We start from the raw sequence: 24,792 nt of genomic DNA, 5'->3' as shown, positions 1-24,792 counted from the left end.
TTGTTATGTCCGAGCGCGTCATCCTCGCGTATTCCGGCGGTCTGGACACCTCGGTGGCGATCAGCTGGATCGGCAAGGAGACCGGTCGCGAGGTGGTGGCGGTCGCCATCGACCTCGGGCAGGGCGGTGAGGACATGAACGTCGTGCGGCAGCGCGCCCTGGACTGTGGTGCCGTGGAAGCGGTGGTGGTCGACGCGCGGGACGAGTTCGCCGAGCGGTACTGCCTTCCGGCGATCCAGTCCAACGCCCTCTACATGGACCGCTATCCGTTGGTGTCGGCGTTGAGCCGGCCGTTGATCGTCAAGCACCTGGTTCAGGCCGCGCGTGAGCACGGCGGCGGCATCGTGGCGCACGGCTGCACCGGCAAGGGCAACGACCAGGTGCGCTTCGAGGTCGGATTCGCCTCGCTGGCACCCGATCTGGAGGTTCTTGCGCCGGTCCGCGACTACGCGTGGACCCGGGAGAAGGCGATCGCCTTCGCCGAGGAGAACGCCATCCCGATCAACGTCTCCAAACGCTCACCGTTCTCCATCGACCAGAACGTGTGGGGCCGTGCGGTGGAGACCGGCTTCCTGGAACATCTCTGGAACGCGCCCACCAAGGACGTGTACGACTACACCGAGGATCCCACCGTCAACTGGAGTAGCCCGGACGAGGTGGTCGTCGGGTTCGACAAGGGCGTGCCGGTGTCCATCGACGGCCGCGCGGTGTCGGTTCTGGAGGCCATCGAGGAACTCAACCGCCGCGGGGGAGCGCAGGGCGTCGGCAGGCTCGACGTGGTGGAGGACCGACTCGTCGGGATCAAGAGCCGGGAGATCTACGAGGCCCCCGGCGCCATGGTGCTGATCACCGCGCACACCGAACTCGAGCACGTCACGCTGGAGCGCGAACTCGGCCGGTTCAAGCGCAACACCGATCAGAAGTGGGGCGAGCTGGTGTACGACGGCCTGTGGTACTCGCCGCTGAAGACCGCGCTCGAGTCGTTCGTCGCCCACACCCAGGAGCATGTCTCCGGTGAGATCCGCCTGGTGCTGCACGGCGGCCACATCGCGGTGAACGGGCGCCGCAGTGCGGAGTCGCTGTACGACTTCAACCTCGCCACCTACGACGAAGGAGACACCTTCGATCAGTCTGCGGCCAAGGGTTTCGTGCACGTGCACGGCCTCTCCTCGAGCCTGTCAGCACGCCGGGACCTGGGCCAGTGACCGCGAGCGAGCGTGTTTGCACAGCAACGCGCCGCAGACTGCGTACAAAACCGCGCACTCGCGGGGCATTGGGGACATGCCTGTGAGCACCAACGAGGGCTCGCTGTGGGGTGGCCGGTTCGCCGACGGTCCGTCGGATGCGTTGGCGGCGCTGAGCAAGTCGACGCACTTCGACTGGGTGTTGGCCCCGTACGACGTCGTGGCGTCCAAAGCCCATGCCCGGGTGCTGTTCCGGGCCGGGCTGCTCACCGAGGAGCAGCGCGACGCGCTGCTCGCCGGTCTGGACAGCCTGGGCTCCGACGTCGCGGATGGCAGCTTCGGCCCACTGGTCAGTGACGAGGACGTGCACGGCGCGCTGGAGCGGGGCCTCATCGACCGTGTCGGCGCCGAACTCGGCGGCAGGCTGCGTGCCGGCCGCTCACGAAACGACCAGGTGGCCACGCTGTTCCGGATGTGGCTGCGCGACGCGATCCGGCGGGTCGCCGACGGCGTGCTCGAGGTCGTCTCGGCGCTGGCGACCCAGGCCGCTGCACATCCGACCGCGATCCTGCCCGGTAAGACCCACCTGCAGTCCGCCCAGCCGATCCTGCTGGCCCATCACTTGCTGGCACACGCCCACCCGCTGCTGCGCGACGTCGACAGGTTCGTCGACTTCGACAAGCGCGCCGCGGTGTCGCCGTACGGCTCGGGTGCGCTGGCGGGATCCTCGCTGGGCCTCGATCCCGACGCGATCGCCGAAGAACTCGGTTTCGACACCGCCGCGGAGAACTCCGTCGACGCCACCGCCTCACGGGACTTCGCCGCCGAGGCGGCGTTCGTGCTGACCATGATCGGTGTCGACCTGTCCCGGCTGGCCGAGGACATCATTCTCTGGAGCACCACGGAATTCGGCTACGTGACGCTGCACGACGCCTGGTCGACGGGCAGCTCGATCATGCCGCAGAAGAAGAACCCCGACATCGCCGAGTTGGCGCGCGGCAAGTCGGGCCGGTTGATCGGCAATCTGACCGGACTGCTGGCCACGCTCAAGGCCCAGCCGCTGGCCTACAACCGTGATCTGCAGGAAGACAAGGAACCGGTGTTCGACTCGGTGGCGCAGCTGGAGATGCTGCTGCCGGCGATGGCCGGTCTGGTGGCCACGCTGCGTTTCGACACCGATCGGATGGTCGAACTGGCCCCGCAGGGCTACACCCTGGCCACCGATGTCGCCGAGTGGCTGGTCCGGCGGGGGGTGCCGTTCCGGGTGGCGCACGAGGCCGCCGGCGCCGCCGTGCGGGCGGCCGAGACCCGCGGCGTCGGCCTGGAGGAACTCGACGACGCCGAGTTGGCAGGCATCCACCCGGAGCTGACCGCCGAGGTTCGCGAGGTTCTCACGGTCGAGGGCTCGGTGAACTCCCGCGACGCCCGCGGCGGCACCGCACCCATCCAGGTGGCCAAGCAGCTCAGCATGGTCCACGACACCAGCAACCGCTTGCGGATCCGCCTTCGGCGCTAGCGGGTCGCTAGCATCCACGGGTATGGACGTGGGTCAGCGCGCGCGGCGATGGCTGTCCGAGCGTGAGCTGCGTCAATGGCGGAAGGCGGGCGTCGCGGTGATTCTGGCGATCGCGGCGCTCTTCGGCGGCCTCGACACCGTCAACACGTCAGTGACGTCGTTCAAGCCGGGCGAGAAGTTCAGCGACGGAGAGTTCACCCTGACGATCGACCGGGCCAGGGTGGTCCCCGAAGTGCGCGCCGGAAGCCGCGTTGTGGCGCCCGCAAAACCGGGCAGGGCCTATCTCGGTGTGGTGGCGACCCTACGCAACGACGGCACCATTCCGGGTCGCCTCGCGAACGAGTTCGATCTTCGTGACCAACCCGACAGTCAACTCGTCGGGGTGATGCGTCTCGCCGACAGTTCCCACATCATCACGCTGGGGGCGGGCCTGGAGGAACAACTCGCGTTCGTGTGGGAGGTGCCCGAAGATGCCCTTGCTCCCGGCGATTTCGCCACCCTGCGGGTGTGGCAGAAGACGTTCAAGCAGGGATTCGTGATCTACGGCGAGCTGTGGTTGGAGAGCGAGACCAAGTACGGCGAGGTCGTCGTCCCCGTCGGGGGCGCGCAGTGACGGCGGGCACGCGACTGCGCACAGCGGTGCCCGCGCTGCTGACCGTCGCCGCGGTGGCCGCCGCCGCAACCGTGTGGCACCACCTCCCCGAGCCCATGGACGTGTACGGACCCATCGACGTCCACGGCGCGATGGGGGAACGCGTCGGCGGACGCGCCATCGAGATGACCGTGACCGGAGTGCGGGTCGGTCCTCAGGTGAAGAAGCCGTCGAAGCCGCCGGTGCCGGCCGTCGGCGAATGGGTGGTCGTCGACGCCGAACTGTCCGCCACGTCGGAGTTCGTCAAACCGAACGCGGACCTTCGCGTCGGCCCGAACACCTACATCCCCTCCGACCGGTTCCTGCCCACACCGCTGGGTACCGAGCTGGCGCCCGGGATCGAGCAGCGCGGCTCCTGGGTGTTCGACGTGGCGCCGGACCTGCTCGATGGATCGGTCCCGGTGACACTGCGAGTCTCGCAGGGCGACGGCCGCCTCGACTCCCGCCTCGTGGTGTCGATCCCGATCTCCGATGCCCGCCACGACGATCCGGTGGCACTGGAACCCGTCCGGGTGGGTTCATGATCCGCCGCCCGCTGCCGCTGTGGCAGCGCAATCTGATCGGGGCCATCGTGGCCGCCGCCGCGCTGACCGGCTACGCCCTCGTTGACATATGGCCGCCGTGGGAGCTCTACCGCGACACCGTCCGTCCAGGGCATGTCGTGGCCGCGCGGCAATCGCAGACCATCGACGGGCAGACCTGGTCGATCGGTGAGGTGAAGCATTTCGGCCAGAGCCCGGCGCCCTATGCGCCGCCATTGCCGAAGGGCACCGTGCTGACCCTGGTGACGGTCGAGCGCACCGGTGTGACGCCACCCGACCAGTCATGTCAAGGGGTCCTCACCGACGGCGAACATCGTTGGCGCAGCCAAACGCCCATCACCTACTCGATACCGATGGCTCCGGGCGCTGGTTTCAACTGCACCAAACCCGGACCCTTGCAGTGGGCTTTCCTGCATCCCACCGACACCGTGCCGACCGCCGTTGACGTCACGACGCTGGGCGGGGCGATTCTGGTGCGGTTGCAGATGTAGGAGCGCGCTGCAGGCAGTACGCCAGCATCGAGGCGATCAGGCAGATCCGCAGCGGCTCGATGATGAGCAGTGAGATCAGCGACAACGCGTTGATGGCTCCGTCCCAGAACAGAAAGGGGCGTGGCCCGATCAGCCAGGCCATGCCGCGGTACAGGTATCCCGACCCCAGCTGAGGCCGGTAGAAACTGCCCGACATCTCCAGCCACGCCAGGCCGAGATAGGCCAACACATACAGCGACAGCGCCAGCACACCGGCGTGCAGCAGGAGCTTCGCCGAGTCCGCGATCGGTTTGAACTTCCCCAGCTGTGTTTCCGTGTACTGGCTGAACTCCTTGCGGAGCTTTTTAGGAACCCGCCCCCATCGGGTGTGCACGCGTTTGCCGGCGACCTCACGCACCGTCGACCGCCAATCCGCCGTCGCCGAGACCCCGTACACGATGCCGGCCAGGGCCAGCCAGATCAGCGGGACCGCGGCGCCGCCCAGGACCGTGCGCAGCGCCCACATGGCGGCGTCCCACACCGATTCGAGCAGCTGAAAGTGGGAGAACGCCGCTTCCCTGGTGTCGTTGAACCACACCACGATCCGACGTTGTGCAAGCCAGCCCGCGGGGTTCAGCAGGATCGTCAGACCCTGATTCACCGAGAAGGTCAGCACCAGGAACACCCACAGCGCATCGACATAGATGCGAACCCCGATGAACCAGCGCGGCAGCTTGTCCTTGAACCACGTCAACAGGTAGCGGGCCAGCAGCGCTGCCGCGATCACCACGCCGGTGGCCGTGCTGACCGGTAACGAGTCGGGATGAAGCTCAGTCATTCCCGGCGTCATCATGGCCTCGCCGATGATGTAGTTCAGCGTGGCCGCCTCGTATGCAAGCCAGTCCTCGCGAAACATCTGCCATGCCAGATAGATCGCGAAAAACGGAACGATGACCGTGGCGAACACGTCGATCTGGCGCGCCGACCGCCGGGGCAGTTCCGCCAGCACGGGAATGCCTGATCGCAACACCAGGAACATCGCGACATAGGACCCCAGGCGGGCCATACCGGCGAGCGGCATGATCAGCGACGCCCACAGCTTGTTGTCGTACCCGAGCCAAGCCGCCAGTTCGATGGCACCCCGGCGACCCAGGAATCCGAGCAGATAGCACGCGGCCAGCTGCGGCCAATAGCGCAGACACAACACAACCGGACGCAGGAGATGGGTCATACGCCGTCCGCGGCCGCGGCCAGCCACGCCTCTTCGAGACCGTCCTTACGGGCCAGCAGTTCACCGAGCTCGGCGTTGAGTTCACCCGCCCGCACGTGATCAGCTGCCGCGGCCGCCATCGATTCGTGCAGCGACGCGATCCGGTCGTCGAGCTTGGCCAGCTGGCTCTCGATCCGCGCCATCTCCTTGCCGAGACGGCGGTCCCGCGCCGCCGCGGTCTCACCACGCTCCGGCGCCGGTTTGGCCGACGTCGCGGTGTCAGCCGCGGCACGGTCGGCGAGGTACTGCTCGATGCCGCCCGGCAACAGATCGCAGCGACCCCCGCCGGTCAACGCATACGTCACGTCGCTGACCCGTTCCAGGAAGTACCGGTCATGGGTGACGACGATCAGCGTGCCCGGCCAACCGTCCAGGTAGTCCTCGATGACTGTCAGGGTGTCGATGTCCAGATCGTTGGTGGGCTCGTCGAGCAGCAGCACGTTGGGTTCGTCGAGCAGCATACGCAGGAACTGCAGGCGGCGGCGCTCACCGCCGGAGAGCTCACCGATGCGGGCGATCAACTTGTCGCCGACGAAGCCGAAATCCTTCAGCAACGTGTCCGCGCTGATCTCCCGGCCGCCGGCCAGTTCGGCGATGCGGCGGTGTTCGGCGACCGCGTCGATCACCCGCTGTCCGCCGTCGATCTCCCCCAGCGCCTGGCTGAGGTAGCCGATCCGCAGTGTCAGGCCTCGCTTCACGGTTCCGGCCGTCGGGGAGTCCTCGCCGGCGAGTAGGCGCAGCACCGACGTCTTCCCGCTGCCGTTGACGCCGACCAGTCCGATGCGCGCCCCGGGTCCGATCGACCAGTCGATGCCGTCGAGCAGGGTGCGCGGCGGGTCGCCCACCTCGAGGCATACCCGGTGCAAGTCGAACACGTCTTTGCCCAGTCGGGCCGTGGCAAAGCGCTGCAGCACCAGCGAATCCCGCGGCGGCGGCTCGTTGGCGATCAGTTCGTTGGCAGCCTGGATGCGGAACTTGGGCTTCGACGTCCGCGCCGGTGGTCCCCGCCGCAACCACGCCAGCTCTTTGCGCATCAGGTTCTGGCGCCGGGCCTCGGTGCCGGCGGCCACCCGCATGCGTTCGGAGCGGGCCAGCACATAGGCGGCGTATCCACCGTCGTAGGCGTCGACGACGCCGTCGTGGACCTCCCAGGTTTTGCTGCACACCGCGTCGAGGAACCAGCGGTCGTGGCTGACCACGACCAGCGCCCGGGCCGGACGGGATCCCAGGTGGCCGGCCAGCCAACCGATCACCTCGACGTCGAGGTGGTTGGTGGGCTCGTCGAGCACCAGCACGTCGTGCCCGGCCAGCAGCACTTCGGCCAGCGCCGCGCGGCGCCGCTCACCACCGGAGAGGCCGGCCACCTCGGCGTCGAGGGCGACCTCCGCCAGCAGGTTCTCGACTACCGCGCGGGTATCCGCGTCGGCTGCCCAGACGTGATCGGGGCGGCCGCCGGCGACCACGCCCCGCACGGTGGCGCCGACAGGGAAGTCGTCGGCCTGGCGCAGATAGCCGACCGACAGACCCGAAGTGTGGGTGACCCGGCCCGAATCCGGATCGCCGACACCGGTCAGCACTTTGAGCAGCGTCGTCTTACCGTCGCCGTTTCGGCCCACCACACCGATCGCGTCACCCTCCTCGACGCCCAGGCTGACTGCGTCGAGCAATGTGCGGGTGCCGTAGCCGACCGTGGCCCGTTCGAGGTTGATCAGGTTTGCCATCAGCCGCCGATGATAGGCGGGGCCGACACTAGGCTTTGCACTCGCGGTCGCTGGGCGTTAACCCACAGTTCGAAGTGCTCATCTAGACATCTAGATGAAGCCAAACCGGCCAAGAGATGGGATTCCGATGTCTGCACACCGCGTGATCACAAGTGTCATGGCCTTGCTGACCGCTGCGGCGGTCGGGTCTGGTTGCAGCAGCGGTGATACCGCGCAACCGGATCAGCGGCCTACGCTACGACTTACCGTCACCGATCTCCAGGGCCTCGAGGAGCTACAGCGGGAGTTCGGGGCTTTCGAGGAGGAATTCGAGGAACAGTCGGGGCTGAACCTCGACTTCTTCGCGGTCAACGACCGAACGGCCGCCGCAGCAGCGCTGGCAGCCGACCGGGTGGACGTGGTGTTCACCGGTCCGGCGGAGTACGTCGTCATCCACGAGAAAACCGGGGCGGAACCGATCGTCGCGATCGAACGGGACGGCTACCGGTCCGCGATCTACACGCGGAGCGACAGCGGCATCACCGACGTCGACCAGTTGCGCGGCAGCAAGATCGCAATGAGCGATGTCGGATCCACCAGCGGCCACCTCGGGCCGTCTCAGATCCTCGCTGACGCCGGCCTGGATCCCACCACCGAGGTGGAGGTTCTCACCGTCGGTGATGCCGTACACGAATCGCTCAAGCGCGGTGACGTCGATGCCGTCGGCGTCGGATATCACGACTACGAAGAGTTCATGGCCGTGGACGATCCCGCGAACTACCGGGTGCTCGCCGAAGGCCCGGTGTTGCCGCCTGATCTGTTGATGGGGCGGGCGGGTCTCGACGAGGCGACCGTCGCCACCATCCGGGACACCTTCACCGAGCATTTCGACACGCTGTTGCCTGCCATGTTGGAGGGCAAGGACAACGCGAAATATGCGAACGCCAAACTGGTTTCGGTGACCGACGAGGACTACGACGAGGTCCGTTCGATGTACCAGGCCGTCGGAGTCAATGATTTCTCTGATTTTCTGGGCGACTGACGTGGGAGCCCCGGCCGAAGCCTCTGTCGACACAGATGGCTCCTTCAATCACTCGCAGACGTCCACCGCGATCGATGTCACCGACCTCTCGGTGCGCTACCGGCGCAACGCCACGGCCGCCCTCTCGGGTGTGAACCTCATTGTGCGCCAAGGTGAGACAGTTGCTCTGATAGGGACAAACGGCGCCGGTAAGTCCACGCTGCTGCGCTGTCTGGTCCGACTCATCGAACCGGCAGCGGGATCGATCACGATCGGCGGACGACCGGTCACCGGTGCCTCGCGGCGGGCACTTCGCAACATCCGCCAAGATGTCGGGTTTGTCTTCCAGCGATTTCAGCTGATCCCGCGGCTGAGCGTCTTCCACAACGTCATGCACGGTGCGATGGGACGCCGTGGCTGCCGGTGCGCCTGGCCGGTGGCCAGCCCGGACGACGTTCGCGCGGAGGCTATGGCATCCCTGCACCGGGTCGGATTGGACGGACTCGCCGATCGCCGGGCCGAAACCCTCAGCGGCGGACAGCAGCAGCGGGTGGCCATCGCCCGCATGCTGATGCAGCGGCCGCGGTTGATCCTTGCCGACGAACCGGTGGCCAGCCTGGATCCGGTTTCGGCCAGGTCTGTCCTGGATCTGTTGGCTGCGGTGGCCGCCGAGCGCGGTGTCACCGTGGTGATGGCACTGCATCAGGTGCCGTTGGCGCTGGAATTCGCCGACCGCGTCGTCGGATTGCGCGACGGGGTGCTGGAGTTCGACAGTGCTGCTGGCGACTGTGATGCAGCGCAGCTACAGACTGTCTACCGAACGACACCGCGGTGAGCAGGACGAGGACCGTCGGAACGCTGCCGCCGGACACGCCGCGGCGGGTAGGTCGGCCCAGCCTGTTGTCACTGGTCATCCTGCTGGTCGTCGGCGGGCTACTGGCCCACGGCTGGACCCAGGGGGTCGCAGTCCGTCCCGATTCACTTGCCACCGGTGTCCTGCGCCTGGGGGAGTTCGTCGAGGATGCCGTCCCGCCGGATGTGAGTCGGCTCGGCCCGATCCTGGACGCACTGCTCGTGACAGTCGAGATGGCGCTGCTGGGAACAACCATCGGGGTCGTCCTCAGCCTGCCGGTCGCAGTGTTCGCGGCGCGGAACACCACACCTCACTGGTCGCTGTACGCTCTGAGCCGGGCAGTGGTGACGGTGAGTCGCACGATCCCCGACCTGGTTTGGGGCCTGATCTTCGTGATCGCCGTCGGGCTCGGGCCCGAGGCCGGTGTGCTGGCCATAGCCGTCGACGTCATGGGTTTCTGTGGCCGCTTCTTCGCGGAGAGCATCGAAGACATCGACCCCGGTCGTATCGAAGGTCTTCGGGCGGTGGGGGCTTCGCGTTTCGGGGTTCTGGTAGGCGGTGTCTTTCCGGCGTGCCTGCCATCGTTCGTCACGACGTCGATGTTCGCGCTGGAGTCGTCTGCGCGTTCCTCGGTCGTCCTCGGATTGGTGGGCGCAGGCGGCATCGGCATCGAACTGGCCACCTCGATGACCCTGCTGCGGTTCGACGAGGCAGCCACCATCATCTTGGCTATCCTCGTGGTTGTCGTTGCGTTCGAACGGGTTTCGTCGACGATCCGGCGGCGCGTCCTTGGCGGGGTGGAGGTGTAGATGAGTAATCTTCTAGACGTGATCAACCGTTACTCGGATCGCCCGGTCTATCGGCAACTCAGTGATCTGCTGGAGGCTCGATTGGCCGAGCAGGCGCGCCCTGGCGACAGGCTGCCGAGCGAGGCCGAGCTTTCGCAACAGTTCGACGTCAACCGCCTGACGGTTCGTCGAGCACTCGACGAACTCAACCAGCGCGGTTTGATCGAGACAGTGCACGGCAAGGGATCCTTCGTCGCCACCCCGGTGGTTCGATACAGCATCTCCGCCGGCCGTGACGCCAGCCTGACGCACGCCATGCGGGAACTGGGTCACGACGTCGCCATCCGGCTGCTGTCCGCCGAACGGGTCGGATCCGAGTCGCTGCGAACCGAGTTGGGTACCGCCGGGGACGTGCTGGTGTGTAAGACACTGCGAATGGTCGACGAGCAACCGTGGTCATACTCAACGACTTCCATCGGGGTGGAACGCTTTCCAGGCCTGGAGCAGAACTGGTCGGGTGAGACCTCCTTGTTCGATTTCCTACTCGATGTCCACGGTGTCCGGATGCGGCGTGCGCACCGAACTTTCACCGCCGGGCTCGCCGAACCGGTTGAGGCCGAACATTTGAAGATCCGGGTCGGTGCTCCGGTGCTGGAGATGCACGGACTCAACATCGATCAGGATGGTGCGCCGGTCGCCCTCGTAGCGCATCGATTCCGGGGGGACCGGGTGCAGTTCACCGTGGATCTGCTATGACACCTGAACAGCGTTACGAGGCCCTTGCGGCTGCAGATGCCGCCGCGCTCGAGGAACTCGCCGATCGCATACTCGCCGCCGGTGTTTCGGTCTCGGTGACGAACGGACCGGAATCGGTGAGCGCTCCGGTGCGGATCCCGATGCCCGGCGATGAGGGGAATACGGTTGTTGTCGGCCATCTTGCCCTCACCCGCTGCAGCATCGTGGTGGCCGGGACACCCGGCGACGGCATGCGACCCGGATGCGACTTTGCCGGAGCAGTGGCTGCCGCCGTGTGCGACGCCGAAAGTGAGCGGGATGGCGCCTTGTCGGCCGACGTGATCGAACTGTGCGCGCTCACACAGCGAACAGTGGCCGATCGCCGTCGCGAACGTGCCGACCTCGTTGCGATGACGAAACTGGACGTGCAATGAAATGGAACTCGGTGCACGACGGACGCTCGGTGTTCCTGGCGTGCATGCGGGCAGTGTGTGCGCCCGGTACCGCGGTCGACATCCCGAGCACACCAGGTTTGGACGCATGTGCCGAGTTGGACGGGGCGGCAGCCATTCTGTTGGCGCTGCTGGATGAAGGTCTGAATTTGGGTGTCTCGGGCACACCCGCAGCGCGCCGAGTGGCCGCGTCGGTATCCGAGCTCACCGGCGCCACCTCCACCGACGTTGCGCAGGCCGACTGGATCCTGGTCGACGGTCCCGCGGGTGACACCATCGCGCTTGCGCCGCGTGGAACTGCGTTCATGCCGGAGGCCGGCGCCACGATCGTGATCGCGGCATCGGGCGTCACCGCGACGATGACGCTGTCCGGGCCCGGAGTGTCGGGTACCACCAGACCCGAGGTTCCGCTCGACACAGTGGCCTTGCGTGCCTTCGTTGCAGCCAACGCGGACGCTCCGTGTGGGGTGGACCTGCTCGTCGTCACCGGCAACCGGGTAATCAGCCTGCCCCGCAGTGTGTCAGTGGGTTCCGACTGATGTACGCGAGCATGCAAGAGAACCCGGCACTCGAGGCGGCGCGCCATCTGGCCCGCCAGGCCACCATCCCAGCCGGGAATCAGCTGAACGTCAGCCTGCTCGAAGAACAGGTCTGCGCCGAGGCGGGGCTCTGGGAGACTGCGGTGGCACGGCGCGCCCTTGGGCAGTCCCGGGGCGACACTGCCCATGCCGTGTCGATGCTGCGCGTCTGGGCCGCCACCCAACCGCACGTGCCGGCGTTGCCGGTGGATCCGCAGGACGTGGCGATCCTACGGCGATTGACTTCTGCGTACCCACAGATACCCGGAGGCCAGTGGCTCGGTCTGGCGCCTGATCTTGTACCGCGGCAACTGAATTGGAACGAAGACTCGATCGAGGAAGCTCCGATCCGCGCGGAACAACCAGCGACGTCAGCCCCGACTCAGGCAGGTACCCCGCGGGTCCGGGACCTGATCGGCAACACCCGGATGTCGGCGGAACCGGCCGACGGTGACGGGGACGACCCGGCGCGAACTGTGTTGACGCCGCCGTACACCCGGGTCAACCGCCTGGCGATGCTGGCCCGGGGCGAAACCGGCGCACTGGCGGCGCTGGCCGCGTTGGTCCTGGGTCGGCGTCAGGAGGCGGTCATGGTCGAACTGCGAGTCGCAGTGGCGGGGGTCCGGACGCCACATCCGCGCAGTGGGGTGCCGTGCCTTATCGCGGAGGTTCCGGTAACCGAGGTCGAGGTCGTCGTCGACGCCGATGTCGACGGTAGGCCGGGACTTGCAATGGGATGGGGTGCGTCACTGGGAACCGTTGAAAGGAGGGCGATCTCGTTGGCGCTTCTTGATGCGGCGATGCGTGCTGACGGTGAGTTGGGCGAACAGCTGACCCTGGACGAGCAGACCCTGGTGGCCGCCTCGGACGGTCCCGCCACAGCCGGATTCGTCGAACACATCCGGTTGCCGCATTACGCCACCTTCAGCGCCTACGTCTCGGGCGTGACGGGGACGACGCCGTGAAGGTCGATCCCGTGGCCACCGTCGCCGATCTGGCGGCCCGCCATGGACGGCCCGATGCCTATGCGTACCTCGACGAGGGCACCAAACGCAACGTGCGTCGGGCAATCCTGAAGGCCCTGGCGATTCCCGGCTGGCAGGTGCCGTTCGCCTCCCGGGAGATGCCGGTGGCGCGGGGCTGGGGGAGTGGGGGGCTCCAGGTGACGCTGTCCGTGGTCGGGCCCGCTGACGTCGTCAAAGTCATCGACCAAGGAGACGACCACTCGGTGAACGCAGTCGGGATGCGCAATCTCATCAGCGCGGCCGCGAAATGCGCGGCGACCACCAGCACGTCGGATGCGACCATCATCCAAAGCCGCCACCGCATCCCCGAAATCGCCCTGCGCGGCGACCAACTGCTGGTGCTGCAGGTGCCGCACCCCGAACCGTTGCGGCGTGTGGTGGCCGACGACGTCGCCGCCCTGCGGCATCACTCCGAGCGTGACTACACCCCGGCCTGGCTGGACCTGTACGACGCACAGGCTCGTCTCGGTGGCCCCCGGACAGCTGCGGATCACCCTGTGCTGGTGGCGGGGTCACATCTGATGAGCCCCAGCCCGATCCCGCGCTACGACGTGCTCCGGATGAACCAGCGGCCACATCCCATCCTGCTGGGTGCCGGGCGTCGGGCCCGGTTGACGGCGCTGCCGCCCTACACCTCCGTTCGGCCCTTGGCGTTTGCCGACATCCCGATCGATCCTGAAGCGGCCGGTGAACCGTGCGGCCGGTGCGGCAGCACGAATTCGTTTCGCGTCCCGGCCGGTCCCCGCTGGTGCTGCAGTGATGTGGACGCCTGCCAGGCCCGCGCGGCGGAGGGCGGACGATGACCTCGTCTGCGGTCGCCGACTCGCCGGACGCGATTCCGCTACTGCCGCCTACCCCCGTCCTGTCCGTGCGTGCAGTGTCCCGTCGCTTCGGTCCCGGGTGCTCGCGTTGTGTGGCACTGACCGGGGAGGCCACGGGCACCAACGTGTGTCGGGAGTGCGGGTCGGTGGTGGCGGTACACGACGCTTCCTTCGACGTGGGTCCGCGCGAAGTGCTCGGTGTCGTGGGGGAATCCGGATCCGGCAAGACCACGCTGCTGCGTTGCCTCTACCGCGACCTGGTCCCCGAGTCGGGCTCGATACTGGTCGACGGGCAGGCAGTGGCCCGATCAACGGTGATGATGGTGCACCAGAACGCTCTCGCCGCCGGGCTGTATCCACACTTGGCCGCAGAGTCCAACGTCGCCGAGCGGCTGCTGGGCAACGGTTCTCGCGACTTCGACGAGATCCACCGGCGGGCCACCGGTTTGCTCGGCGAACTCGGCTTGCAGTCCCAGCGGCACACCGACGCGCTGCGCACCTTCTCCGGCGGCATGCAGCAGCGCGTGCAACTCGCGCGTGCGCTGGTCGACCCACCGCAGTTGTTGCTCCTGGACGAGCCGACGACGGGGTTGGACCCCTCCGTGCAGGCGGACCTTCTCGACGTCTTCCAGCGGGTCACCGAGGCGCTCACCTCGGCCACCATCGTGGTTTCCCATGATCTCGCCGCGGTGCGAGTCCTGGCTTCGCGGGTGCTGGTGCTCCATCACGGACGCATCGTGGAAGAGGGGATCTCCGAGCAGGTACTGGAAGACCCGAAGCACCCCTACACCCAGCTGCTCGTCTCCTCGAGGCTGACATGACGCCGGTGACCGAGGTCTCCGAGGTGGTCGCCAGGAAACTGGCGAAGCGCTTCTCGCCCGCGCATCAGGTACTCGACGGGGTCGACTTGACCGCACCGGCCGGTTCGCTGACCGTAGTGTTGGGTAAGTCCGGCGCCGGCAAGTCGACACTGGTCCGCTGTCTGACCGGGGTCTACCGTCCCGAAGCCGGCACCGTCGAATATCGCCTCGGACGGTCCTCGGCCAACCTCACCAGCGCCGACCCCCGCACCGTGGCCTGGCTGCGCGCGCACCACATCTCGTCGTTCGACGAGGTGATGGTCACTGCGCCGCGGATCCCCGCTGCGGTTGCTGCGGCGCGGTCGGCACGGCGCGACCGCGCGGCCGCCGTCGGGATGTTCGCCCGGTTCGGTGTCGACGATCTGGCGACCGTGCCGATCGGGCGTCTCAGACCGGCGGACCGTCTGACGGTCTCGCTGATGGCGGCACTGACCGCCGACCGGCCGTTCGTGGTGCTCGACGAACCGGCGAGATTCGTCGATCCGGAAGTCCTCGCCGCGTGGTTGCGCCGCCTTGCCGACCGAGGCGTAGCCGTCGTCGTGACGGCCACGCCGGACAGCGTGCTCGCCTCGACCGCAACGGTTGTCGGCGAACTATCCAACGGAAGGATCCAATGGCACACACGGTGATCAACGGAGTAACGCTCGTGCCCGGCGGTGGCAGGCCGGTCATTCCGGGAGCCGTCGTGGTTCTGGATGACGACGGGGTGGTCGCCGAGATCGGGGAGGGGAGCTCCTCGGGCGACCTGTACCTGGTACCGGGCGCGGTGGACCTGCATCTGGACAATCTGGTCCAGCGTCGCCGACCGAGGGCCACCGTGTCACTCGATCACGAGGCTGTCATCTCCGTGCTGGACGCAGAATGTGCTGCGGCCGGAATCGCGACGGTGTGCATCGCGGCCCGCTGCGAGGACTCCCCCCGCAAGGGCATCGACATCGCCGATGCCGTGTTGCTCGCCGCCGCGGTAGAGTCCCTGGCCCCGATGTTGTGCTGCGACTGGCGAATTCACGCCCGGGTAGAACTCACCGACGCCGCCGGCGTCGACTCACTGCGCGCGGTGCTGAAGCACTCGACCCGGGTCTGTCTGATCTCGATGATCGAAACCACGGTTCAGCGCAGCAGGTTCGGCTCCCTGGCGCAGACCCGTGCGTTCTACGCGCAGGACTGGGGAGTGTCCGAGTCGGAGGTCGAGGACGTGTTCACCATCGACCCGGCGGCCGGGTCACTGGTCGCTGCACGCCGCGGCGAGGTGGCCGCGCTGGCCGTCGAGCGAAACATCGCGCTCGCCAGCCACGACGACCGGACCTGCGACCATGTCCAGGAAGCCTTCGATCTCGGTGCCCGCGTCGCCGAGTTCCCCCTGACGATGGAAGCCGCACGGCGGGCGCACGAACTGGGTATGCATGTGGTTCTCGGTGCACCGAATGCCACCCGTGGCCGGTCGACCTCCTCCGGGAACATCCTCGCCGCGGATGCGGTGACCGCGGGGGTCTGCGACATCCTGTGCTCGGACTACCTGCCGTCTTCGCTGCAGACCGCACCGCATGTGCTGGCGGACCGCGGGCATGCGCCGTTGGCGACGGCGATCGATCTGATCTCGGCGAACCCGGCAGCAGTCCTGGGCCTGGCGCCCATGACCATCGAGGTCGGCCGGCCACTGACCGCTTCCCTACGGCGGTTTCAGCCCGACCAGCGCGAAGCGACCGGAAACGTCGGAGTGGCGCTATGGCGTTCGGGTCGATTGGTGTTCGGTCGGGGTTCGCGGCAATTCGAGATCGCCCTGAACGCCGTCTAGGACCCTTCTGCATGTCCAATCACCGCGGTCGCCGAGCACCGCTGTGCCATGATGACCGAGGCAACGACGGTGATGGGACATGCAGAAGGGGAGCTCAGGGTTGGTGGACCTCTCGGCGATCACCGGGCCTGTCGGGCGTCTTGTGGCCACCGCGCAGAACGGTCTCGAGGTACTGCGTTACGGCGGGCTGGAGACGGGTGCCGTTCCGTCACCGTTCCAGATCATCGAGAGCGTCCCGATGTACCGGTTGCGGCGCTACTTCCCGCCCGACAGCCGCCCGGGCGCCAAGCCCGCCGGACCCCCGGTGCTGATGGTGCACCCGATGATGATGTCGGCCGACATGTGGGACGTCACCCGCGACGAGGGCGCGGTCGGGATCCTGCACAAGGCCGGGGTCGACCCGTGGGTCATCGACTTCGGCTCGCCCGACAAGATCGAGGGTGGCATGCAGCGCAACCTCGCCGACCACGTCGTGGCGCTGAGCGAGGCGATCGACACGGTCAAGCAGGTGACCGGCCGCGACGTCCACCTCGCGGGCTACTCGCAGGGCGGGATGTTCGCCTATCAGACGGCCGCCTACCGCCGGTCCAAGGACCTGGCCAGCATCGTGGGGTTCGGCTCGCCGGTCGACACCCTCGCCGCGTTGCCGATGAACCTGCCGGCGAGCCTGGCGCCAGCCGCCGCCGACTTCATGGCAGATCACGTCTTCAGCCGCATCGACATCCCCGGCTGGCTGGCACGCACCGGGTTCCAGATGCTCGACCCGCTCAAGACCGCCCAGTCGCGGCTGGATTTCCTGCGTCAACTGCACGACAGGGAGGCCCTGCTGCCACGCGAACAGCAGCGCCGGTTCCTGGCCTCCGAGGGTTGGATCGCCTGGTCGGGTCCGGCGATCTCCGAACTGCTCAAGCAGTTCATCGCCCACAACCGGATGATGACCGGCGGCTTCTCCATCCACGGCGACCTGGTGACGCTGTCCGACATCGACTGTCCGGTGCTCGCGGTCATCGGGGAGGTCGACGACATCGGCCAGCCGGCGTCGGTGCGCGGCATCAAGCGGGCCGCCCCGCAAGCTGATGTCTACGAATTCCTGATCCGCGCAGGGCATTTCGGCCTTGTCGTCGGGTCCAAGGCGGCCACCCAGACCTGGCCCACCGTCGCCGCGTGGGTGCGTTGGCTGGACAGCGGAGGCGAGATGCCCGAAGGTGTGTCGCCGATGCCGCTGCAGCCGTCGGAGAACACCGAGAGCGGGGTGTCGTTGACCTCGCGGGTGGCGCACAGCACCGCCGCCGCCACCGAGATGGCGTTCAGCCTCGCCCGTTCGGCGGCCGGCGCACTGGTCGCCGCGAACAAGTCGGCACGCACCCTGGCAGTCGAGACCGCACGCACGTTGCCCCGGCTGGCCCGGCTGGGTCAGGTCAACGACCACACCAGGATCTCGTTGGGCCGCATCATGTCCGAGCAGGCGCGGGACGCCCCACACGGGGAGGCGCTGCTGTTCGACGGCCGGGTGCACACCTACGAGGCGGTCGACCGGCGGATCAACAACGTCGTGCGGGGGTTGATCGGGGTAGGGGTCCGGCAGGGAGCCCGCGTCGGTGTGTTGATGGAGACCCGGCCCAGCGCCCTGGTCGCCATCGCGGCCCTGTCGCGGCTGGGTGCGGTCGCCGTGCTGATGCCCCCCGACGCCGATCTGGCGACGGCCGCCCGCCTCGGCGCGGTATCGGAGATCATCGCCGACCCGAGCAACCTCGACGCCGCACGCGCCCTGGACATGCGGGTGCTGGTGCTCGGCGGCGGTGAGGCGCGTGACCTGAACCTGGCCGAGGATGCCGACGTCGTCGACATGGAGAAGATCGACCCCGACCAGGTGGACCTGCCCGGGTGGTACCGACCCAACCCGGGCCTGGCCCGCGACCTGGCGTTCATCGGGTTCAGCACCATCAGCGGCGAACTGATCGCCCGCCAGATCACCAACTACCGGTGGGCGCTGTCGGCGTTCGGTACCGCCTCGGCCGCCAACCTCGGCCGCAGTGACACCGTCTACTGCCTCACCCCGTTGCACCACCAGTCAGGCCTGTTGGTCAGTCTCGGGGGTGCGGTCGTCGGCGGCGCCCGGGTCGCGCTGTCGCGGGGCCCGTGCCCGGAGCGGTTCCTGCAGGAGATCCGCCAGTACGGCGTGACCGTGGTGTCCTACACCTGGGCGATGCTGCGGGAGGTCATCGACGACCCGGCGTTCTCCCTGACCGGGTCCCATTCGGTCCGGCTGTTCATCGGGTCCGGAATGCCTGCGGGTCTGTGGAAACGGGTGGTGGAGGTGTTCGGCCCCGCCCAGGTCGTCGAGTTCTTCGCCACCACCGACGGTCAGGCCGTGCTGGCCAACGTCTCGGGCGCCAAGATCGGCAGCAAAGGCCGCCCGCTGCCCGGCGGCGGGGAGATCGCGCTGGCGGCCTACGACCCCGAGGACAACCTGATCCTCGAAGACGACCGCGGGTTCGTCCGACTGGCCGAGACCGACGAGGTCGGCGTGCTGCTTGCGCACCCGCGCGGCCCGGTCGACCCGCTGGCCTCGGTCAAGCGGGGGGTGTTCGCCCCCGCCGACACCTGGGTGTCCACCGAATATCTGTTCCGCCGCGACGAAGACGGGGACTACTGGCTGGTCGACAACCGTGACGGGGTGATCCACACGGCGCGCGGACCGGTGTTCGCCGCGACGGTCAACGACGCCGTCGGCCGGTTGGGCGCCGTCGACATGGCTGTCACCTACGGTGTCGATGCCGACGGTGAGACGCTCGCGGTGACGGCGCTGGCGCTGCGTCCCGGTGGCACTGTGCCCTCGGCCGACCTGTCCGAGGCGCTGGCCGGACTCCCGGTGGGCGATGCGCCGGACATCGTGCACGTGGCCCCCGAGATGACGCTGTCGGCGACCTACCGCCCGCTGGCCGGTCCGCTGCGGCAGCAGGGCATCCCGAAGCCGTCGCGTAACGCCTGGTACCGCGACCCCGATACCCATCGGTACAGGCGGTTGACAGCTGCGGTGCGCAGCGAGATCGTCGGTAGTCAGGAGTGATGCCCGGCGGCGGCCGCGCTGTTACGCTCGCGCTGGCTGCTTTTCCACGAGGAGGATCGATGTCACCACGAATTTGGCGCCGCTCTGCGGCGACCGCGCTGGTCGGCGCAGCGCTGGTCGGCGGCCTCGTGTCGGGCTTCGCTGCTCCGGTGGCGGGTGCACAGCCTGCCGAGCCGACCACCGAGAACCGGGCGCCGGTGTCGCCCGACCAGATCCTGATGATGATCTCCCAGGAGTATCAGACGGGCTCCGGCGGAGGCCAGGTGTCCAAGCTGATCGAACAGGTGATCACGCTGCGGTCGCGCGGAATCCGACCGTCCATCTCCAGCACCAGGGCCCTGGCCGCCGGCCTCGAGGCGCGGCCGAACCAGAAACCGCTGATCGAGGCACTGCAGGCGACACTGGTCGACCAGCGCACGCAGTTTTCGCGGCAGGGCGTCGCCGCGCCGGCTCCCGGCGCGCCACCTGTGGCTACCCCGGGTAGTCCGCACTCCTCGATGGGGCCGGCGTGGGGTCCCGGCAATCCGATGCAGCGCGACGACGCGCCCATCTTCGACATGCCCGGTCGCTGAGAGTTGGACGCCCAGCTCCTCGCCATCCTGGTCTGCCCCGCCGACCGCGGTCCGCTTCTGCACGTCGACGGACGGCTCTACAACCCGCGATTACGGCGCAGCTACCGCATCGACGACGGTATCCCGGTGTTGCTCGTCGACGAGGCGGTCACAGTGGACGATGACGAGCATCAGCGGTTGGTCGCTGCGGCCGGGTCGGCCTAGACCAGATCCGGCAGCTCACCGGTCAGATATCGCTGGAGATTCGGCGCCACGGTGTCGACGACCTGTTGCACCGGCAGCGATTTGAACGGTTCGAGCTGCAGGATGTAGCGGGCCATCACGATGCCGACCAACTGCGAGGCCACGAACTGCACCCGGATCCGCCCGCTGCCGGGCGGATCGTCGACGCGGCTACCCACTTCGGCGGTGATCACGTCCTGCAGGAAGGCCCGGAACAACGAGACGTCGGCGACGTTGCTGCCGGCCAGTATCGATCGCAGGGTGGCGATGAAGCCCTTGCCCAGCTCGGAGTCCCACAGCGGAAGCAGCAGTGACGGCAGCACCCTACCGATCTGATCGACGGGAACCTCACGCAGCGGTCCGATGATCGTCATCGGGTCGATCGGGATCTGGATCGCCGCGGCGAAGAGCTGGGTCTTGGTGCCGAAGTAGTGGTGCACCAGCGCGGGATCCACTCCCGCGCCGGAAGCGATGGCCCGGATCGAGGTGTTGTCGATTCCGTTGCGCGCGAACAGATCACGTGCGCTGGAGAGGATGCGATCGCGGGTATCCGAGGCGCCAGGTGGCCGCCCGGGACGCTTGCGGTCCGGATTGGTCGTCAATCTGTCTAGGGTGTCCTTCGCCGTAGGGTCGCAGCGGCCAGGCCGAGTGCGACCACCGCGAACCCGATGACCACCGCGATGTCTCGGGTGGCGACCGACGTCAACTCCGGGTGTGCACCGACCTCCTGTAGCGCCTCAAGAGCGTAGCTGGCCGGGAGCACGTTGCTGATCCACTGCAGCCAATCGGGGAGTTGCCCCCGCGGGACGATGATGCCGCACAGCAGCAGCTGGGGCGCGATGACCAGCGGCATGAACTGCACGGCCTGGAACTCGGTGCGCGCGAACGCACTGCACAGCAAGCCGAGTCCGACACCGAGGACGGCGTTGGCGATCGCGATGAGGATCACCCACCCGGGGCTGCCTGCGGTGTCCAGCCCGAGGAACCAGAACGACACCACACACGCCAGCGTGGCCTGCGCGGCAGCGGCGATCGAGAAGGCGGTGCCGTACGCGGCGAGAAGGTCGAGCCGGCGCAGCGGGGTCGTCAGGATTCGTTCGAGAGTTCCGGACACGCGTTCCCGCTGCATCGTGATCGAGGTGATCAGGAACATCACGATCAGCGGAAAGACCCCGAGCATGATCAGGCAGGCGGAGGTGAACGGCGACGGCCGGCCGGGCGGGCTGGGGACGTCGACGAACATGAAGTACAGCAGCGTGATGATCAGGCTGGGGACCACCAGGATCATCGCGACGCTGCGGTGGTCGCCGGCGAGCTGACGCAGGATCCGGGTGGTCGTGGCGAGGTAGCCCCGCGGGGTCAGCGCGCTCAGACCGCTTCTGCTGCGGTGCCGCGCCGGATGATGGATAGAAACGCTTCCTCCAGTGACTGGCATCCTGTGTCCTCTCGCAGTCGGGTCGGTGAGCTCTGGGCCAGTACCTGCCCGTCCCGCATCAGCAGCAGGTCCTCGCAGTGGTCGGCTTCATCCATGGCATGGCTGGACACCAGCAACGTGGTGCCGTCGCGCGCCAGGCGATCGAACCGGTCCCACAGATCGGCCCGCAGCACCGGGTCGAGCCCGACGGTCGGTTCGTCGAGGACCAGCAGGTCGGGACGGGCCACCAGGGCGCATGCCAGTGAGACCCTGGTGCGCTGACCGCCGGACAGGTTGCCGGCCATGGCTTTCCGGTGGTCTTCCAGCCCGACGGCGGAGATCACGTCGTCGACGTCGTGGTTGCTGGCCCCGCAGAGCGCGGCGAAGTAGCGGACGTTGTCCACGACCCGCAGATCGGCGTAGATCGTGGGGTCCTGGGTGACGTACCCGACTCGGCGGCGCAGCTCCGCCGACCCCGCCCGGCTGCCCAGTACCGTCACCGATCCACCGGCGACGATCTGGGTCCCGACGATGCTGCGCATCAGCGTGGTCTTTCCGCAGCCCGATGGACCCAGCATGCCCGTGATCACCCCCCGCGCCACTGTCACGCTGACGTCGTCGAGCGCCACGCGCCCACCCCGGACGACCCGCAGATTCCTGATGTCGACGGCGGCGGGATGCGCGCGCGCCGTTAATTCATCGTCCGATGAAGTCATCATGTAATGAATATGCGCCGTGGTCGTGGGCGTGTCAATGTCGGTCCGTAAAATGTCGGCGATGGTCCGAGAATCGCGCTGACGTGGCGGCCGAGCATCTGGCGGTCGACCCGCTGGCAGCCGCGCACCTACTGCTGGGATCAGTGCTCGTCGGCCGGCAGGTCAGCGCGGTGATCGTCGAGGTGGAGGCGTACGGCGGGCCGGCGGACGGCCCGTGGCCCGACGCCGCAGCGCATTCGTTCCGGGGTCCCGGGCCGCGTAACGCGGTGATGTTCGGTCCGCCGGGATCGCTCTACACCTACCGCAGCCACGGCATCCACGTATGCGCCAACGTGGTCTGTGCGACGGACGGGGTGGCCGGCGCAGTGCTGCTGCGAGCTGCGGTGATCCGCGGGGGCGCCGAGACCGCCCGCCACCGTCGGGGCGACCGGGTCAGTGCGCCCGGGTTGGCGCGCGGCCCCGGGAACCTGTGCTCGGCACTGGGGATCACCATGGGGGACAACGGAACCGATCTGTTCGATGCGAACGCTGAAGTTCGGCTCGAGCTGGGTGAGGGGCAGGCCGGGGTTTTGGGGCCCAGGGTCGGTGTCAGCAAAGCCGCCGACAGACCGTGGCGGCTGTGGCTGGCAGGACATCCGGAGGTGTCGGCGTATCGGCGCAGTCCCCGGGCACCGGCTCCCGGCGAGAGCGACTAGTACGGAAAGATCACAACTCGTGACATCTGCCGCTTCCATCCTCGACGAACTGGAATGGCGTGAGCTCGTCGCGCAGTCCACCGATCGCACGGCGCTGGCTGAAGCGCTGGCCGACGGACCGGTGACGGTCTACTCCGGTTTCGACCCGACTGCGCCGAGCCTGCACGCCGGACATCTGATACCGCTGCTGACACTGCGGCGTTTCCAGCAGGCCGGTCACCGACCCATCGTGCTCGCCGGTGGAGCCACCGGGATGATCGGGGATCCGCGCGACGTGGGCGAACGCACACTGCAGACCGCCGACACCGTCGCGGAGTGGTCGGGACGCATCCGCGGCCAGTTGGAGCGCTTCGTGGAGTTCGACGACTCGCCGACCGGAGCCGTGGTCGCCAACAACCTGGCCTGGACGGGTGAACTCTCGGCGATCGAGTTCCTCCGCGACATCGGCAAGCACTTCTCGGTGAATGTGATGCTCGACCGGGACACGGTGCGCCGCAGACTCGACGGCGAGGGGATCTCCTACACCGAGTTCAGCTACATGCTGCTGCAGGCCAATGACTTCGTGGAGTTGCACCAGCGGTACGGGTGCGCACTGCAGATCGGTGGGTCCGATCAGTGGGGCAACATCATCGCCGGCGTCCGACTGGTCCGGCAGAAGGCCGGTGCCGCGGTGCACGCGTTGACCACGCCGCTGGTGACCGACTCCGAGGGCAAGAAGTTCGGCAAGTCCACCGGCGGCGGCAGCCTGTGGCTGGATCCCGACATGACCAGCCCGTACGCCTGGTACCAGTACTTCATCAACACCGCCGACGCGGACGTGATCCCATACCTGCGCTGGTTCACCTTTCTGTCGGCCGGCGAGATCGCCGAACTCGAGCAGGCCACCGTCGATCGTCCGCACGAGCGCACAGCCCAGCGCCGACTCGCCCGTGAGCTCACCGATCTGGTGCACGGGGACTCGGCGACCGCCGCGGTGGAGCACGCCAGCCAGGCATTGTTCGGGCGCGGGGAACTCGCCCAACTCGACCAGGCCACCCTGTCCGCGGCGCTGCGCGAGGCTAGTGACAGCCAGGTGGCCGAGTACGTCGCCGACGGTCCGGACACGATCACCGATCTGCTGGTCGCCAGTGGGCTGTCGGCGAGCAAGGGCGCCGCCCGGCGGACCATCGCCGAGGGTGGGGTTTCGGTCAATAACGTGAAGATCGCCACAGACGACTGGGTTCCGCAGCCGTCGGACTTCCTGCACGGCAAGTGGCTGGTGCTGCGGCGGGGCAAGCGGAATATCGCCGGCGTCGAGCGCGTTGGATGATTCACCACGGCGAACGCTGTGGTCACAGGCCTGTCGGGGGTCCGGGAACAAATCCGGGACCGGGTCCGTTGAGCTTGTTCAGGAGTCGACGCACCCCACGGTGCGCACGCGGGGCCGAGGTTGAAAGACACGCCCTAGCAGGCCATTTGACTCTCAGTTTTCCCTCACGTAACTTGTTGAAGTCGTCGCAGCGCGGGCCCAGCCCGCAGAGCGCGACGGCCTCCCAGAGGGAAAGCACCACTTCGGTGGTTTCCTGACCGTCCGCACTACCAGAACGCGGCTTTGGCCGCGGGTTCGGTGGCGCGGGTGGGCGGGTGTGTTGTTTGAGAACTCAATAGTGTGTTTGGTGGTTTTTGTTTGTTTTTTGGTCATGCCTGCATTTTCCCGTTTGGGGGTGTGACTGTTTTTGATGCCAGTTTTTGGTGTCTTTTTGTTAGGTCAGGCTTGTTCTGATTCGAATTCTGCTTGTGCTTTTGGGTGCGAGAAGTTTTTGTTTGGAGAGTTTGATTCTGGCTCAGGACGAACGCTGGCG

At 67.5% G+C, this 24,792-nt stretch carries 26 protein-coding genes; 21 read left to right on the top strand and 5 right to left on the bottom strand.

Annotated elements, in window-relative coordinates; all coding sequences use genetic code 11:
• Window positions 1-5: 5 nt before the first annotated feature.
• From BEMPMBAN_RS15235 to BEMPMBAN_RS15215, 5 genes are all read left to right on the top strand, one after another.
• Entirely contained in the window at window positions 6-1,205 is a 1,200-nt protein-coding gene (locus BEMPMBAN_RS15235) for an argininosuccinate synthase (RefSeq protein ID WP_159231368.1), read from the top strand.
• An 82-nt stretch (window positions 1,206-1,287) separates the two neighbouring features.
• The gene (gene argH, locus BEMPMBAN_RS15230) at window positions 1,288-2,700 is read left to right on the top strand and encodes an argininosuccinate lyase (RefSeq protein ID WP_159231366.1); all 1,413 of its coding nucleotides are present in this window, start codon (window positions 1,288-1,290) and stop codon (window positions 2,698-2,700) included.
• Between the two features lie 22 nt (window positions 2,701-2,722).
• A complete protein-coding gene (locus tag BEMPMBAN_RS15225) occupies window positions 2,723-3,313 on the top strand; it encodes a hypothetical protein (protein ID WP_159231364.1) in 591 nt (196 codons plus the stop codon).
• Window positions 3,310-3,876, top strand: a complete 567-nt coding sequence (locus BEMPMBAN_RS15220; protein WP_234897482.1) for a hypothetical protein — start codon at window positions 3,310-3,312, stop codon at window positions 3,874-3,876. The genes BEMPMBAN_RS15225 and BEMPMBAN_RS15220 overlap by 4 nt, the downstream gene beginning before the upstream one ends.
• Window positions 3,873-4,385, top strand: coding sequence for a hypothetical protein (locus BEMPMBAN_RS15215; protein WP_159231362.1), 513 nt, complete (start codon window positions 3,873-3,875; stop codon window positions 4,383-4,385). Before BEMPMBAN_RS15220 ends, BEMPMBAN_RS15215 begins: the two co-directional genes overlap by 4 nt.
• Here BEMPMBAN_RS15215 and BEMPMBAN_RS15210 read toward each other — a convergent pair.
• Window positions 4,342-5,595, bottom strand: coding sequence for a hypothetical protein (locus BEMPMBAN_RS15210; RefSeq protein WP_159231360.1), 1,254 nt, complete (start codon window positions 5,593-5,595; stop codon window positions 4,342-4,344). The two genes, BEMPMBAN_RS15215 and BEMPMBAN_RS15210, sit on opposite strands and share 44 nt — an antisense overlap.
• Window positions 5,592-7,355, bottom strand: a complete 1,764-nt coding sequence (locus BEMPMBAN_RS15205; protein ID WP_159231358.1) for an ABC-F family ATP-binding cassette domain-containing protein — start codon at window positions 7,353-7,355, stop codon at window positions 5,592-5,594. The genes BEMPMBAN_RS15210 and BEMPMBAN_RS15205 overlap by 4 nt, the downstream gene beginning before the upstream one ends.
• Before the next feature lie 127 nt (window positions 7,356-7,482).
• On the opposite strand from BEMPMBAN_RS15205, the gene phnD reads away from it, so the two are divergent.
• The 14 genes from phnD to BEMPMBAN_RS15135 all read left to right on the top strand — a co-directional run bounded on the left by phnD (window position 7,483) and on the right by BEMPMBAN_RS15135 (window position 20,108).
• Entirely contained in the window at window positions 7,483-8,376 is an 894-nt protein-coding gene (gene phnD, locus BEMPMBAN_RS15200) for a phosphate/phosphite/phosphonate ABC transporter substrate-binding protein (protein ID WP_159231355.1), read from the top strand.
• Between the two features lies 1 nt (window position 8,377).
• Window positions 8,378-9,190, top strand: coding sequence for a phosphonate ABC transporter ATP-binding protein (locus BEMPMBAN_RS15195; RefSeq protein ID WP_234897481.1), 813 nt, complete (start codon window positions 8,378-8,380; stop codon window positions 9,188-9,190).
• Window positions 9,187-10,017 (top strand): phosphonate ABC transporter, permease protein PhnE, encoded by an 831-nt coding sequence (gene phnE / locus BEMPMBAN_RS15190; RefSeq protein WP_159231351.1) that lies wholly within the window; start codon window positions 9,187-9,189, stop codon window positions 10,015-10,017. The genes BEMPMBAN_RS15195 and phnE overlap by 4 nt, the downstream gene beginning before the upstream one ends.
• A complete protein-coding gene (locus tag BEMPMBAN_RS15185; protein WP_159231349.1) occupies window positions 10,018-10,752 on the top strand; it encodes a GntR family transcriptional regulator in 735 nt (244 codons plus the stop codon).
• Window positions 10,749-11,165, top strand: coding sequence for a phosphonate C-P lyase system protein PhnG (locus BEMPMBAN_RS15180; RefSeq protein ID WP_159231347.1), 417 nt, complete (start codon window positions 10,749-10,751; stop codon window positions 11,163-11,165). The genes BEMPMBAN_RS15185 and BEMPMBAN_RS15180 overlap by 4 nt, the downstream gene beginning before the upstream one ends.
• Entirely contained in the window at window positions 11,162-11,722 is a 561-nt protein-coding gene (locus tag BEMPMBAN_RS15175; protein WP_159231345.1) for a phosphonate C-P lyase system protein PhnH, read from the top strand. Before BEMPMBAN_RS15180 ends, BEMPMBAN_RS15175 begins: the two co-directional genes overlap by 4 nt.
• On the top strand, window positions 11,722-12,726 hold the full coding sequence (locus BEMPMBAN_RS15170; RefSeq protein ID WP_159231343.1) for a carbon-phosphorus lyase complex subunit PhnI: 1,005 nt from the start codon (window positions 11,722-11,724) through the stop codon (window positions 12,724-12,726). Before BEMPMBAN_RS15175 ends, BEMPMBAN_RS15170 begins: the two co-directional genes overlap by 1 nt.
• Window positions 12,723-13,589 carry an alpha-D-ribose 1-methylphosphonate 5-phosphate C-P-lyase PhnJ gene (locus tag BEMPMBAN_RS15165; protein WP_234897480.1) on the top strand — a complete coding sequence of 289 codons (867 nt, stop codon included), beginning with the start codon at window positions 12,723-12,725 and terminating at the stop codon, window positions 13,587-13,589. The genes BEMPMBAN_RS15170 and BEMPMBAN_RS15165 overlap by 4 nt, the downstream gene beginning before the upstream one ends.
• Window positions 13,586-14,428 carry an ATP-binding cassette domain-containing protein gene (locus BEMPMBAN_RS15160; RefSeq protein WP_159231341.1) on the top strand — a complete coding sequence of 281 codons (843 nt, stop codon included), beginning with the start codon at window positions 13,586-13,588 and terminating at the stop codon, window positions 14,426-14,428. The genes BEMPMBAN_RS15165 and BEMPMBAN_RS15160 overlap by 4 nt, the downstream gene beginning before the upstream one ends.
• Window positions 14,425-15,096: an ABC transporter ATP-binding protein gene (locus BEMPMBAN_RS15155; RefSeq protein WP_159231339.1), complete on the top strand. Its 672-nt coding sequence runs from the start codon at window positions 14,425-14,427 to the stop codon at window positions 15,094-15,096. Before BEMPMBAN_RS15160 ends, BEMPMBAN_RS15155 begins: the two co-directional genes overlap by 4 nt.
• Window positions 15,081-16,262 carry an alpha-D-ribose 1-methylphosphonate 5-triphosphate diphosphatase gene (locus tag BEMPMBAN_RS15150; RefSeq protein ID WP_159231337.1) on the top strand — a complete coding sequence of 394 codons (1,182 nt, stop codon included), beginning with the start codon at window positions 15,081-15,083 and terminating at the stop codon, window positions 16,260-16,262. The genes BEMPMBAN_RS15155 and BEMPMBAN_RS15150 overlap by 16 nt, the downstream gene beginning before the upstream one ends.
• A 79-nt stretch (window positions 16,263-16,341) precedes the next feature.
• Window positions 16,342-19,332, top strand: coding sequence for an acyl-CoA synthetase (locus tag BEMPMBAN_RS15145; RefSeq protein WP_234897479.1), 2,991 nt, complete (start codon window positions 16,342-16,344; stop codon window positions 19,330-19,332).
• A gap of 59 nt (window positions 19,333-19,391) precedes the next feature.
• On the top strand, window positions 19,392-19,904 hold the full coding sequence (locus BEMPMBAN_RS15140) for a hypothetical protein (protein WP_159231335.1): 513 nt from the start codon (window positions 19,392-19,394) through the stop codon (window positions 19,902-19,904).
• 3 nt (window positions 19,905-19,907) lie between these two features.
• Window positions 19,908-20,108: a Trm112 family protein gene (locus BEMPMBAN_RS15135; protein WP_159231333.1), complete on the top strand. Its 201-nt coding sequence runs from the start codon at window positions 19,908-19,910 to the stop codon at window positions 20,106-20,108.
• On the opposite strand, the gene BEMPMBAN_RS15130 is transcribed toward BEMPMBAN_RS15135, so the two are convergent.
• From BEMPMBAN_RS15130 to BEMPMBAN_RS15120, 3 genes are read right to left on the bottom strand one after another with little or no spacing between them, the layout of a single operon-like run.
• A complete protein-coding gene (locus BEMPMBAN_RS15130; RefSeq protein ID WP_159231331.1) occupies window positions 20,105-20,728 on the bottom strand; it encodes a TetR/AcrR family transcriptional regulator in 624 nt (207 codons plus the stop codon). The genes BEMPMBAN_RS15135 and BEMPMBAN_RS15130 overlap by 4 nt on opposite strands.
• Window positions 20,729-20,733: 5 nt before the next feature.
• On the bottom strand, window positions 20,734-21,561 hold the full coding sequence (locus BEMPMBAN_RS15125) for an ABC transporter permease (protein WP_159231329.1): 828 nt from the start codon (window positions 21,559-21,561) through the stop codon (window positions 20,734-20,736).
• Complete coding sequence (locus BEMPMBAN_RS15120) at window positions 21,495-22,259, bottom strand: ABC transporter ATP-binding protein (RefSeq protein ID WP_159231327.1); 765 nt, start codon at window positions 22,257-22,259, stop codon at window positions 21,495-21,497. Before BEMPMBAN_RS15120 ends, BEMPMBAN_RS15125 begins: the two co-directional genes overlap by 67 nt.
• Window positions 22,260-22,339: 80 nt before the next feature.
• Between BEMPMBAN_RS15120 and BEMPMBAN_RS15115 the strand changes: the two genes are divergently transcribed.
• Complete coding sequence (locus tag BEMPMBAN_RS15115) at window positions 22,340-22,951, top strand: DNA-3-methyladenine glycosylase (RefSeq protein WP_159231326.1); 612 nt, start codon at window positions 22,340-22,342, stop codon at window positions 22,949-22,951.
• 19 nt (window positions 22,952-22,970) lie between these two features.
• Entirely contained in the window at window positions 22,971-24,260 is a 1,290-nt protein-coding gene (gene tyrS / locus BEMPMBAN_RS15110; protein ID WP_159231324.1) for a tyrosine--tRNA ligase, read from the top strand.
• The last annotated feature ends 532 nt before the right edge of the window (window positions 24,261-24,792 follow it).

Origin of the sequence: Mycolicibacterium austroafricanum, from assembly GCF_902705885.1 — a bacterium.
Lineage (GTDB): Bacteria > Actinomycetota > Actinomycetes > Mycobacteriales > Mycobacteriaceae > Mycobacterium > Mycobacterium vanbaalenii_A.
Note: the sequence above shows the minus strand (reverse complement) of the source record. Positions and strands in the feature narration are given on the sequence as shown.